Raw genomic sequence first — 11931 nt, 5'->3', positions numbered from 1 at the left:
CGGCCCCCGGGACGACCGGCCCGGGGCTACCCCCGCGACACGCCCCCCGCGATTCGGCACGTCATCACATGGCCCGGGGTCACCTCCATCATTTGCTGAACACCTCCTTGACGGCCCCATGGCCGCTCAAGTAGAAGCGAGGGTGCTGGCGTCCCCGACCTCGCCCCCGAGGCCTCACCCATTCGCACGCAGACGACCTCCCCATGAATCCCATCGATCGCGTCTCCCGAGCGTCGGTCGCCTTCGCGTCGATCGTCGCGGTTTCCTTGATGCTTGCCGGTTGCGGGGAACCGGAACCCGAGCCCGTGTACGAGGTGCCGGCCGGCGCCTCCTCCGCGGAGACCAGCCCGGGCGAGCCCACGCCCCCGCCGCCCTACCAGGAGTCGTCCGGGCTCCCCGGCCCGCCGCCCGGTCCCCCCCCCGTCCAGTAAGCAAGGGGCCAACCCGATCCACCTCTCCGCACCCTTGCCGTCATCATCGCCGCCCCGGGGCGTCTCCCGGGGGCCGGCCCGCCCCATCTCGTCCCGACGGAACGTGGAGAAGCTGCCATGAATCGGACTCGACGCGGATTCACGCTGATCGAGCTGCTGGTGGTGATCGCCATCATCGGCGTGCTCATCGCCCTCTTACTGCCGGCCGTGCAGAGCGCCCGGGAGGCCGCCCGACGGGCCCAGTGCACCAACAACCTGAAGCAGATCGCCCTGGCGACCCACAACTACCACGACGTGAACAACGCCGTCCCCTCGGGCAGCCTCTGGCCCTGCCCCGGCAACGACGGCTGCTGGGGCTGGGGCGTCGCCCCGATGGTCGGCGTCCTCCAGTTCATCGAGCAGGGCACGCTCTACAACGCCTACAACGCCTCGCTCGGCGTGATGGGCAACACCACCGCCGCCCCCAACCTCTGGCTCGGCAACAAGACCGTCTTCGACACCAAGATCGCCTCGTTCATGTGCCCGTCCGACTCCGCCGAGGTCACGACCCCGGTGACCAACTACCTGGGCAACCTCGGCGGCCCCTTCGCCCTGGGCGGCTACAGCGGCCCGGTCATCCCGAGCCGGTACTCCCCCTGGGACTACCCGGCCGACGAGACGTCCCTGCTCGCCACCGCCAAGACCGTCGGCTTCGCCGCCATGCGGGACGGCACCAGCAACACCGCCCTCTGGAGCGAGGGGATCAGCGGCACCACCAACAGCGTCGTCGCCGGCGGCGGCAAGGGGAACGAGGCCCGGGGCGTCTTCCCCACCAACTTCAACAACCGGACCCGATCCGCCGCCACCGTCATGGCCATGCTGGCCTCCTGCCAGTCCATCGCCCCCGGCACGGCCTCGATCCGCAACGACCGCGGCGTCGGCTGGCAGTACACCTATCCCGGCTACGTCAACAACCTCTACAACCACGTCGGCCCCCCCAACAGCCGGCGATGCACCAACGCCCCGCCCAACACCTGGTCGCTCGACCTCTGGGGCACCGAGCCCCCCACCAGCTACCACCCCGGCGGCGTGAACACGGCCATGGCCGACGGCTCCGTCCGCTTCATCAAGGAGACGATCGGCCTGCAGACCTGGTGGGCCCTCGGCACCAAGGCCGGCGGCGAGGTCGTCAGCGCCGACCAGTTCTGACCCCTCCTCGACGCGATCGGGGCCCTGCCTACCCGGCCTGGCCCCGGCCTCCCCGTCGAACGCCCGGGAAACCCGCGGCCGTCGGCCCCCCTCTCGGGGCCGACGGCCGCGTTTCGTCCGGGCCGACCCCGCCCTCCGGGGGATCCGGTCGACAGGGCCCCGGCCATCCCGATCGCGACTCGCTCTTGCCGCCCATCACGAGGCCGCCCGGTCCAGCCCCCCGGGGCGCGCCGCCCTCTGCTCGCGGTACAATGCCCGGGGGCCGACCGGGCCTCGGAGCCGGCGCCCCGCCCCGGTCGCCGACCCGCCCACCGACCGACCCGCCCACCCCGAGGAGGCCGCGATGCGACGACCCGGCGCGACGATCGACCCCCGCCCCGACTCCCCCGCCTCCCCGTCCGCCCGGCCCCTCCCGAGCATCGCCCCCCTCCTGGCCCTGGCCGCGATCGCCAGTGGCGCCGCCCCGACCGACGACCCCCCCGCCCCCGAGGGCGGCCGCAACCGGCTCGGCGCCGAGACGAGCCCCTACCTGCTCCAGCATGCCGGGAACCCCGTCCACTGGTTCCCCTGGGGACCCGAGGCGTTCGAGGAGGCGAAGGCCCGGGACAAGCCCGTCTTCCTCTCCATCGGCTACCGCTCCTGCTACTGGTGCCACGTCATGGAGCGCGAGTGCTTCGAGGACGAAGCCATCGCCGCCCAGTTGAATGAACACTTCGTCTGCATCAAGGTCGACCGCGAGGAGCGGCCCGACGTCGACCAGATCTACATGACCGCCCTCCAGGGCATCTCCGGGGGCGCCGGCGGTTGGCCAATGTCGATGTTCCTCGCCCCCGACGGCCGGCCCTTCTACGGCGGCACCTATTTCCCCCCCGAGCCCCGGGACGGCATGCCGAGCTTCCCCCAGCTGCTCGACGCCATCCAGGCCGCCTGGCTCGACCGCCGCGACGAGGTCCTCAACGACGCGACCCAGCTCACCGCCTACGTCCGGCGGGTCTCCGACGTCGGCCTCGCCCTCGAGGCCGTCCCGATCGACCGCCGCCTCCCGATGGCCGGGCTGGAGGCCCTGGCCTCGCAGTTCGACCCGGAGTTCGGCGGCTTCGGCTTCGACCCCGACCAGCCGAAGCGACCGAAGTTCCCCGAGCCGGTGAACCTCGCCTTCCTGCTCGACCAGCACCGCCGGGGGCGCTCCCCCGTCGGCGCCGTGCCCGGCCCGAGGGAGATGACCCTCGAGACCCTCGACCACCTCAGCCGGGGGGGCATCCGCGACCACCTCGCCGGCGGTTACCACCGCTACAGCACCGACCGCGCGTGGGCCGTCCCCCACTTCGAGAAGATGCTCTATGACAACGCCCAGCTCGTCCCCGTCTTCCTCCGGGCCCATGAGCTGACCGACGACCCCCGGTGGGCCGCCGAGGCCCGCGCCACCCTCGACTTCGTCTCCTCCGCCATGAGGGGCCCCGACGGCGGCTTCGCCTCCTCCCTGGACGCCGAGTCCGACGGCGAGGAAGGCATGCCCTACGTCTGGACCCGTGAGGAGGTGAAGGCGCTCCTCGGCGACGAGGCGTCCTACGCCCTGTTCGCCACGGCTTACGGCCTCGACCGCGAGCCGAACTTCGAGGGCGGCCGATACGTCCTGCTCCGCCCCGAGCCCCCCGGACCCGAGGCCGTCGCCCTCGGCCTCGCCCCCGAGCAGGTCGAGGACCGCCTCGCCCCGCTCCGGACGACGCTCCTCGACGCCCGCGAGGCCCGGGCGCAGCCCTTCCTCGACGACACCGTCCTCACCTCGTGGAACGGCCTCATGCTCGGCGCCTTCGCCGACGCCTCACGGGCCCTCGACGCCCCCCAATACCTCGAAATCGCCGAGCAAACCGCCGACTTCCTCCTCGGACGGCTCCGGGACGCCGACGGCCGCCTGCTCCGCTCCTACCGATCCGGCGTCGCCAGGCTGCCCGGCTACCTGGAGGACTACGCTTTTTTCATCGACGGGCTCCTGCGCATCCATGAGGCCACCGGCGACCCGATCCGGCTCGACGAGGCCCGGTCCCTCGCCGACCGCATGATCGCCGACTTCGCCGACGACGACCGGGGCGGCTTCTTCTTCACCGCCGCCGACCACGAGTCGCTCGTCGCCCGGGTCAAGGAGCCCTACGACGACGCCCTCCCCGGCCCCAACGCCGTCGCCATCCGGGACCTGATCGCCCTGCACCGCCTGACCGGCGAGGCGTCCTACCTCGACGTCGCGGGGGACGCCCTGGAGGCGTTCGCCCCTGCGATCGGCCGCTCCCCCGGCTCGGCGCCGATGATGCTGCTCGCCGTCGACGAGTACCTCGACGCCCGATCCGAGCCCGGCGCCGCGCAGGCCGACGCCGAGCCCGCCCCCGCCTTCTCCCCCGGCCGCCTCGCGACGCCCGCCGGGCCGGGGCAGGGGGGGCAGCCCGCCGCCGGCCGCCCGATCGTCTCCGCCGAGGCGGGGGGACCCGACCGGCCGGTCCGCCCCGGCTCCCCCTTCGAGGTCCGCGTCGCGTTGACGATCGCCGATCCGTACCACCTCAACGCCAACCCCGCCGGGGCCGCCAACCTGATCCCGACCACCCTGGCGCTCCCCGACGACTCCCCAGCCGAGCTGGTCGAGGTCTCGTACCCCGACCCCGTCCGCAAGGCCCTCGCCGGCCAGGAGGCGCCCATCCCGCTGTTCGAGGGGACCGCGACCCTGACCGCCCGCCTGCTCCTCGCCGACGACGCCCCCGCCGGCCCGCTCACCCTCACCCTCCGCCTCCGCTACCAGGCCTGCGACGACCGCTCCTGCCTCGCCCCCGCGAACCTCGAGGTCCCCGTGCGCCTCGACGTCGCCCCCGCCGACCCCGGGACCTGACGCCGGGTCCCCGGGAGGCGGTCGGCCGGTCCGCCCTCCCGGCGAGGCGGTCGACCCGCCCCCACGCCATTTTCCCCGCCATCCGCCAGCACTCGGAGCCTCCGTTGCCCGCCGCCGAATCCCGCCCCCCCTGCGGCCTCCTGAATCTGGACAAGCCTATCGGGCTCACCTCCCGGGACGTGGTCAACCGCGTCGCCTACCCCTTGAAGAAGGCGAAGGTGAAGGTCGGCCACGCCGGCACGCTCGACCCGCTGGCCTCGGGGGTGCTGGTGGTGGCCGTCGGCCCGGCCACCCGACTCATCGAACAGGTCCAGCGCCGGCCGAAGTCCTACGCCGCCACGATCCTCCTGGGCGCCACCTCCGACACCCTCGACGCCGACGGCGCCGTCACCCCCGTCCCCGACGCCCCCGTTCCCTCAGCGGACGCCGTCCGGTCCGCCCTCGCCTCCCAGGTCGGCGAGGTCGAGCAGATGCCCCCGGCCTACTCGGCCCTCCGGGTCGGCGGCAAGCGGGCCTACGACCTCGCCCGGGAGGGGAGGGCGGTCGACCTCGCCCCCCGGCGGGTCCGGATCGATCGGGTGGCGCTCGTCCGTTACGAGTGGCCCCACCTGGAAATCGAGGTCGACTGCGGCTCCGGCACCTACATCCGCTCGATCGCCCGGGACGTCGGGGAGGCCCTCGGCTGCGGCGGCCTGATCGCCGCCCTCCGGCGGACCCGGATCGGCCCCTTCCTCGTCGAGGATGCCCTCCCCCCCGACCCCGACCGCCTCACCGCCGAGACCATCCCCGGGCTGCTCCGCCCCGCGCTCGACGCCGTCGACGACCTCCCCCGACTTTCCCTCACCCCCGAGCAGGAGGCCCTCGTCCGGCTCGGCCGGCCCCTGGGCCTCGCGTCGGGGGTCGGGCCGCCCGCCGAGCCCGGCGAGGTCGCCCTGCTCGGCCCCGATGGCCTCCTCGTCGCCCTGGCCGAGGCCGACCCCGGGTCGGGGCTCTACCGCCCGCGCCGGGTCCTCGCCGGCTGAGCCCGGCTTCGCTCGACGGGGCCGCATTGACCGACCGGGGGAATTCCGTGAACATTCGCCCCCGGGCGGACGAACTTCATGGTGGCCCCCCGTGTCGATTCCACCGGGGCCCGGGGCCCGCCGCGTTGACGGCGTTCCTCGATCCGTCCTAGAATCGGCGCGGGTCGATCAGATCGACCCGCATCGCCCCCCCCGCCGCCGGAAGGCCCCGGGAGGGGCGATCACCCCTCCCTTCCCCCCTTCGAGGGTCAGAGCCGCCTTGACCGAATTCAAGAGCACCGAGCGCAAAGATCTCCGAGAACGGGCCATCCTCGTCGGCATCCTCCTGCCCGACGGCCGGTACAACCCGGAGGACCCCCTCGACGAGATCCGCGGGCTGGCGAAGACGGCGGGCCTGGTCGTCGTCGGTTCCTTGCTCCAGAAGCGGCAGCAGGTCGACATCGCGACGGTCGTCGGCTCCGGCAAGGTCGAGGAGCTGCAGGGGCTCTGCGAGGCCCAGGAGGCCGACCTCGTCGTCGTCGACCACGACCTCAGCCCCTCCCAGGGGAGGAACCTGGAGAAGGCCCTCGGCGTCAAGGTCATCGACCGCACCGAGGTCATCCTCGACATCTTCGCCACCCACGCGCAGACCAACGAGGCCCGGCTCCAGGTCGAGCTCGCCCAGCTCGACTACTCCCTGCCCCGCCTGAAGCGGATGTGGACCCACCTGTCCCGCTACAAGGGGGGCATCGGGGTCCGGGGCCCGGGCGAGAAGCAGCTGGAGACCGACCGCCGGCTGGTCGAGGGCCGCATCCAGGACCTCAAGGCCAAGCTCCACAAGATCCAGGCCCGCAAGGAGCGCGAGGTCGCCGCCCGGGAGGCGGTCCCCACCGTCTCCCTGGTCGGCTACACCAACGCCGGCAAGAGCACGCTCATGAACGCCCTCACCGGCGCCGACGTGCTCATCGAGGACAAGCTCTTCGCCACCCTCGACACCCGGACCCGCCGCTGGCCCTTCGCCGGGGGCGGCCACGTCCTGCTCTCCGACACCGTCGGCTTCATCCGGGACCTGCCCCACTCCCTCGTCGCCTCCTTCAAGGCCACGCTGGAGGAGGCCAGCCAGGCGGATCTGCTGCTGCACGTCGTCGACGCCTCCAGCCCCGAGGCCGAGGCCCAGATCCAGGCGGTCAACTCCGTCCTGGAGGAGATCGGCCTGCTCGGCCACCCGACCATCCTGGTGCTGAACAAGGCCGACCGCGTCCCCGACCGCTCCTTCCTCGACGTGCTCCGCGCCCACCACGACGAGTCGATCGTCGTGAGCGCCGCCGCCGGGGACGGCCTCGACCGCCTGGAGCAGGCCGTCCGGGAGGCCCTCAACGAGTCGGCCCTCGACGCCGAGGTCGAGACCGCCGTCGGCAACGGCCGGGTCCTCTCCTACCTCGCCCAGCATGCGATGATCCGGGGCCGCCGCTACTCCGACGACGACCGCGTCACCGTCGACTGCCGCCTCCCCCGCCGCTGCCTCGGCTACCTCGCCGAGCACGGCGTCGACGTCCGCACCGACGGCCAGCGCATGTACGCCTGAGCCCCGGCCCATCGCCCGACCGACCGGGGGGGACGCGACCCGTTCCCCCGGGCGGCGGCCCGGCCATTCATTCCAGCGGCATCGGGAAGACCGGCTTCGGGCCGGCCCCGAGCACCCAGCGGTAGACCTGCTCGATCTGCCTGGCCTTCGCCTCCCAGGTGAACAGCCGTTCGACCCGGGCCACCGCCGCCTTCGCCTTCTCGTCGACCCGTGACGGGTCGGCCACCACCCCCGTCAGCGCCTCCCGGAGCCGGGCGACGATCGACGGCCGGTCCCCCAGGGGGATCAGGTAGCCGGTCTCGTCCGTCACCAGTTCACCCGGCCCGCCGTAGGCGACCACCATCGGCACCAGTCCCACGGCCATCGCCTCCAGCGCCACCGCGCCGCCGAACTCCCGGATGCTCGGGAAGGTGAACAGGTCCGACTCGACCAGCCGGTCGGCCACCTTCGCGTGCTCGACCCAGCCGTGGAAGGTCACGCCCCCTTCGATCCCCTCCCGGGCGGCCATCGCCCGCAGCTCGGGCATCTGGGGCCCGTCGCCGACGACGTCCACCCGCACCGACCCGTCCCGGAGCAGCGGGGCCGCCGCCTCCAGCAGCATGTCGGCCCCCTTGTAGGGGACGAGCCGGCCGACGAATACGCAGCGCACCGGGCGGCTCGCCGATCGGGACCGCCGCCGCCCGAACCGGTTCGGATCGACGGCGTTCTCGGGCACGTACACGAGCTTCTCCCGGTGCGCGCGCTCGAACTGCCCCCAGGCGTTGATCGACCCGGCCAGGATCGCCGAGGCCGCCGCCCAGGTCGACCGGCTCCCCGGCTGGAGCTTGTGCAGGCCCCGGACGTAGGAGAGCCACTCCCGCTCCTGCCTCCGGACCCGGTCGAAGGCCCTCGGCCAGGGCAGGCCGCCGTTGATCGGCCCGAAGACCATCGGGATCCCCAGCCGGGCCACCTTGCCGGAGATCCAGCTCGGCTTCGTCGGGCTCAGCGGGGTGTGGCGGTGGACGACCTGGAACTCCCCGGCGGCCAGGCGGTCGCGGAACGCCTCCCAGACCAGCCGCTCGTAGTAGGGATAGGTCAGCGCCGACACCGCCGAGACGGCCGTCCAGCCCTTGCCCGAGGAGCCGCCGAGCATCGCGGCGACCTTGCTCGCCGCCCTCGACACCCGCTCCGCGTCGATCGTCGAGAAGTCCGTTCCCTCGACCAGGCCCGCCCGGCGGATCGCGTCCCGATTCATCACGTGGGTCACGAGGTGCACGTCCGCCACCCCGGCCAGCGCCCGGGCCAGCGCCCAGCCCTCCAGGTGGATGCTCACCAGCTCCGGGCTCGCCGCCGAGGAGAGCAGCAGCACCCGGGGCCTCGACCCACTCCCCGCCGACGATCCGACCATCCACCGCCTCCGACTCCGCCCGCCCGCCCGTCGCCCGGCCCTCGGCCGACCCGGGGCCGGCAGCCCACGATATCGGACCTCCCCCGGGACTTCCAGGCCCCCGGGCCATCCGACGCCGACGGCCGCACGATCCGGCCTCGCACGGGTGCGCCCGGGTCGATGACCCCCGGGTGGCCGGGCCGGGGATGGTCCGCCTCGATCCGGCCTCAGACCTCCCCCGGCATGTACGGCTTCTCCGCCGCCCCCGACCGATCCTGCGCGTTCTTCCAGAGCAGCACCACCACGGCGATCGCGTTGAAGATCAGCCCCAGGATGAACCAGAGCCACGGGTTCCGCCCCGTGTCCTGCGCCCAGAGCGCGCAGAAGCCGGCGAAGAGCAGCAGGACGGTCCAGCCGACCTGGTGTTTCTCGATGATCGTCTTCCCGTGAGGACGGTCCTCTAGCTCCCGGACGTCGGATCGGAGCCGGTCCACCTGCGACTCCAGCCGCTCGACCGTCCGCTCCAGCCGGGCGACCTGCCCCGCATCCTCCTGGGATCGGGCGGGGGTGGCGAGGAGTCCGAGCAGCAACGGCAGGGGGAAGCCGATCAAGGCGATCGGGATTCGTTTCATCGTCCGGTCTCGCGGGCCGATCGCCCGGCGCGGGTCGCCGCCGGGCGTCCGAGGTCGATGTCGTTCACGCGGCAAGGCCACCCGGCCGACCCTCGGCCGGGGCCTCCCCGCCCTCGAGGAGGCCGACGGAGGAGATTCGCCCCGTCGCCCCGGTTCTTGCCCGGCGGGCCCGGCCGGCCCGTCGATCGGCCCCCCGATCCCGGTCGGGTGGCAGGTGCGCTCTTGAGAACAGGGCCCATGAGCGCGGTCAGGCGAGTTCCAGGTCGCTCAGGGCGAATGCCTCATCCTGGTCGTAGGAGGTGCCCGCATCATCGCCCAGGAGCATCATCGCCTGGAAGTACCACCAGTTCCCGGAGTTACTCGAGTTGACCGTGGCGACGCCGCCGAGCGGCCGCCAGCCCTTGGCCAGGAGCCGGGAGACCTCTTCCCGGAGTCCCTTCGCGGACTTCGCCTCGCAGATGTGGTAATGCATCCTCGTTCCCCCCTGGTCCGTTCGAATCCGGCACCTCCGGATGGGCTCGCCCCATCGCCGTCGACTCCCCGGGGGGATTCGTGCCCCCGACGAGAGTATTGGGGAAATGGCTCGCCGCCGAACGACCAGGCGCGGCGGACCGGCCCTCCGAGTGAGATCTGTCGAGTGACCAGCACGCGCCACGGCGGGCCGGGTCCGCTGCGGCGCGACGTTGGGCGGCGGCCCGGCCTGTCGGCCTCGGAAGACGAATGGTCCACTCGACTCGGCACGCATGCTCATCGGACAGCCCGCTGCCCAAGCTCCTGGGCGAGCCCGATGAGGATTCCCTCGGGGCCCCGGATGTAGCAGAGCCGATACGTGTCCCCGTACCGGACCACTTCGCCGACGAGCTCCGCGCCGCGTTTGCCGAGCCGAGCGAGCGTATCGTCGATGTCCTCCACGGTGAACATGACTCGGAGGTAACCGTGCGCGTTCACCGGGTCGCCGCGGTGATCGGCGACCACCGGCGGCGCAAGGAATCGAGACAGCTCCAGCCGGCTGTGACCGTCCGGCGTCCGCATCATGGCGATCTCGACGCGCATGTCGCGTAATCCGGTGACGCCATCGGCCCAGTCCCCCTCGATCGGGGCACGCCCCTCGAGCTCGAGGCCGAGTTCGGCGAAGAACGCAATGGCGGCATCGAGGTCTTCGACCACGATGCCGACGTTGTCCATACGCTTGACCGTCATGAAGCCTCCTCCGCCGCCAACGCCCAACGACCAAGCTCAGCGGACCGGCTCGCCGAAACAAATCGTTGCATGACCAGTGGGCGCCGCGGCGGGCCGGGTCCGCTGCGGCGCGAGGTCAGGCCGACGTTTCCTCCGCCCCTGGTCGGCGATCGGCGGCCGCCCCCATGGCAATCGAAGTGACGGCCATCCCGGCGGCCGCGCCGGCGATGAAGGACGCGGGGTAGAAGACCCAGGCCCGCGCGATGAGCATCATCCCGCCGGTGAAGGGGTCGGCCGGTCCCCGGCCCGCGGCGCGATCCTGGGCGTCCGACCATCTGAGCCAGGCGAAAAGGATGAGCATACCGAGTAGGCCGCCCCCCAACGTCCCGGCGATCAGCCGCAGGCAGCCGCGTTTCATCAAGACGCCCCTTAAGCCGCCTAACGTTCGAGTTCAGCCGAGGTCGGCGGCATGGCGCCTGGCCCGCGAGGCTCACGATCAACCACGGCGCCTCGCGGGCCAGGCGCCATGCCGCCGACCGTCGGCTGCAACGAGGGGTTAGGCCGCACCGTTTCGCCCTGGCAAGGAAGCGACGCTTCGTCGGTACTCAAGATTCCGGATCGAACATGAACTGCCGCAGTTCCTGAGCACACCGACACCCTGCGGCGAGCCTCGCCGCCCAAGCTTCAGCCTCTTCGCGCGACTGAACTTTGAGCACGCAGAACCCGCCATCGAACTTGCTCGTCTCAGGATAGGTTCCCGGGGTCACAGTGCCCTCCGCAGAGACCATGACCGGAGGAACGGTCTCGTCGATGCCGCCGCCGAACACATAGACGCCAGCCGCCTTCGCCTCCCGGATGACGTCATGTGACGATTCGCTCACCGATGGAAGTTCTCCCTCGGAGACGTGACTCATCGCCGACGCGGGGAACGAGATGAGATAGCGATTCATTCTCGATTGCTGTCTTTGCACCACGCAGCGAGCCACCTCGGCGCGTCACGCTGTGCCGCCTAACGACCGGGCTCAGCGGACCGGCCCGCCGAGGCAGAGCTTGATGATACCAGAAACCTGCCGCGGCGGGCCGAGTCCGCTGCGGCGCGCGGTTAGGCGGTTCAGCGCAACCAGTTGGGCCGGCACCCCATCTCCTGCAGTTCCCTCCGAGCCCAACGCACCTCGCTCTCGACCCTCTCCCCGAAACGGCCCGAGCCCAACTCGTCGTACAACCCTCCCAGCGACTCCCGGTCAACCTCGTAGAGGAAGACTCGCTCCTGGAAGAACACCGACTCGAAATGCACCTTGGCCGACAGCCAGAGCATACGCTTGAGGACGAGTCCCTCAAGCTTGTCGAGGAACCGATCCGGCCACCCCGGGTCCCCCGGATCATCCTTGGTGCTGACGGCGAAGTGGATGACGTAGCCGCGATACCACCCTCGGTCACTGGCGCCGTGGAACGGGCGGGCCGCGACGGCGAACATGTGGCGGGTCAGGAACGGCCATCGGTCGTCGCTGTCTGGGAGCCCCTCCAGGACGGCGCGGTTATATTCCGGAGCGATCGGCCATCGCGAACCGGTCCCCTCCCAGTCCTCCTGGATCCGGCCATAGAGAATCGCTTGGTGGCCCAGGGCAACCTCCGGTCCATTTTGCCGCCGCCGAACGACCAAGCTCAGCGGACCGGCCC

The 11931-nt window shown here is 72.0% G+C and carries 11 protein-coding genes; 4 read left to right on the top strand and 7 right to left on the bottom strand.

All coding sequences use genetic code 11. The annotated features are described in order from the left end of the window. Window positions 1-548: 548 nt before the first annotated feature. The 4 genes from ElP_RS27685 to hflX all read left to right on the top strand — a co-directional run bounded on the left by ElP_RS27685 (window position 549) and on the right by hflX (window position 7077). On the top strand, window positions 549-1619 hold the full coding sequence (locus tag ElP_RS27685; RefSeq protein ID WP_145275760.1) for a DUF1559 domain-containing protein: 1071 nt from the start codon (window positions 549-551) through the stop codon (window positions 1617-1619). A 343-nt stretch (window positions 1620-1962) separates the two neighbouring features. Next, window positions 1963-4491, top strand: coding sequence for a thioredoxin domain-containing protein (locus tag ElP_RS27680; RefSeq protein ID WP_145275758.1), 2529 nt, complete (start codon window positions 1963-1965; stop codon window positions 4489-4491). 104 nt (window positions 4492-4595) lie between these two features. Further along, on the top strand, window positions 4596-5513 hold the full coding sequence (gene truB, locus ElP_RS27675) for a tRNA pseudouridine(55) synthase TruB (RefSeq protein ID WP_145275756.1): 918 nt from the start codon (window positions 4596-4598) through the stop codon (window positions 5511-5513). Between the two features lie 259 nt (window positions 5514-5772). After that, window positions 5773-7077, top strand: coding sequence for a GTPase HflX (hflX, locus tag ElP_RS27670; protein ID WP_145275754.1), 1305 nt, complete (start codon window positions 5773-5775; stop codon window positions 7075-7077). A gap of 67 nt (window positions 7078-7144) precedes the next feature. Here hflX and ElP_RS27665 read toward each other — a convergent pair whose 3' ends face one another. The 7 genes from ElP_RS27665 to ElP_RS27635 form a co-directional block, all read right to left on the bottom strand. Next, window positions 7145-8464 carry a glycosyltransferase family 4 protein gene (locus ElP_RS27665; RefSeq protein WP_145275752.1) on the bottom strand — a complete coding sequence of 440 codons (1320 nt, stop codon included), beginning with the start codon at window positions 8462-8464 and terminating at the stop codon, window positions 7145-7147. Window positions 8465-8670: 206 nt separating this feature from the next. Then, entirely contained in the window at window positions 8671-9075 is a 405-nt protein-coding gene (locus ElP_RS38785; protein ID WP_197446426.1) for a hypothetical protein, read from the bottom strand. A gap of 247 nt (window positions 9076-9322) precedes the next feature. Next, on the bottom strand, window positions 9323-9547 hold the full coding sequence (locus tag ElP_RS38780; RefSeq protein ID WP_197446425.1) for a DUF1737 domain-containing protein: 225 nt from the start codon (window positions 9545-9547) through the stop codon (window positions 9323-9325). A gap of 275 nt (window positions 9548-9822) precedes the next feature. Beyond that, a complete protein-coding gene (locus ElP_RS27650; protein ID WP_145275748.1) occupies window positions 9823-10275 on the bottom strand; it encodes a VOC family protein in 453 nt (150 codons plus the stop codon). A 115-nt stretch (window positions 10276-10390) separates the two neighbouring features. Next, entirely contained in the window at window positions 10391-10672 is a 282-nt protein-coding gene (locus ElP_RS27645) for a hypothetical protein (protein WP_145275746.1), read from the bottom strand. Window positions 10673-10859: 187 nt separating this feature from the next. Continuing rightward, complete coding sequence (locus ElP_RS27640) at window positions 10860-11204, bottom strand: YciI family protein (protein ID WP_145275744.1); 345 nt, start codon at window positions 11202-11204, stop codon at window positions 10860-10862. Window positions 11205-11365: 161 nt separating this feature from the next. Further along, window positions 11366-11728 carry a hypothetical protein gene (locus ElP_RS27635; protein WP_145275742.1) on the bottom strand — a complete coding sequence of 121 codons (363 nt, stop codon included), beginning with the start codon at window positions 11726-11728 and terminating at the stop codon, window positions 11366-11368. Between the last annotated feature and the right edge of the window lie 203 nt (window positions 11729-11931).

The organism is Tautonia plasticadhaerens, from assembly GCF_007752535.1.
Lineage (GTDB): Bacteria > Planctomycetota > Planctomycetia > Isosphaerales > Isosphaeraceae > Tautonia > Tautonia plasticadhaerens.
The sequence above is the reverse complement of the archived record's forward strand: the minus strand, read 5'-3'. Positions and strand labels throughout refer to the sequence as shown.

What these genes read in the sequence shown, in the direction of transcription:
- ElP_RS27685 (WP_145275760.1), top strand. Translation starts at nt 549, where the DNA reads ATGAATCGGACTCGACGCGGATTCACGCTGATCGAGCTGCTGGTGGTG.
- ElP_RS27680 (WP_145275758.1), top strand. Translation starts at nt 1,963, where the DNA reads ATGCGACGACCCGGCGCGACGATCGACCCCCGCCCCGACTCCCCCGCC.
- ElP_RS27665 (WP_145275752.1), bottom strand. Translation starts at nt 8,464, where the DNA reads ATGGTCGGATCGTCGGCGGGGAGTGGGTCGAGGCCCCGGGTGCTGCTG.
- ElP_RS38785 (WP_197446426.1), bottom strand. Translation starts at nt 9,075, where the DNA reads ATGAAACGAATCCCGATCGCCTTGATCGGCTTCCCCCTGCCGTTGCTG.
- ElP_RS38780 (WP_197446425.1), bottom strand. Translation starts at nt 9,547, where the DNA reads ATGCATTACCACATCTGCGAGGCGAAGTCCGCGAAGGGACTCCGGGAA.
- ElP_RS27650 (WP_145275748.1), bottom strand. Translation starts at nt 10,275, where the DNA reads ATGACGGTCAAGCGTATGGACAACGTCGGCATCGTGGTCGAAGACCTC.
- ElP_RS27645 (WP_145275746.1), bottom strand. Translation starts at nt 10,672, where the DNA reads ATGAAACGCGGCTGCCTGCGGCTGATCGCCGGGACGTTGGGGGGCGGC.
- ElP_RS27640 (WP_145275744.1), bottom strand. Translation starts at nt 11,204, where the DNA reads ATGAATCGCTATCTCATCTCGTTCCCCGCGTCGGCGATGAGTCACGTC.
- ElP_RS27635 (WP_145275742.1), bottom strand. Translation starts at nt 11,728, where the DNA reads ATGTTCGCCGTCGCGGCCCGCCCGTTCCACGGCGCCAGTGACCGAGGG.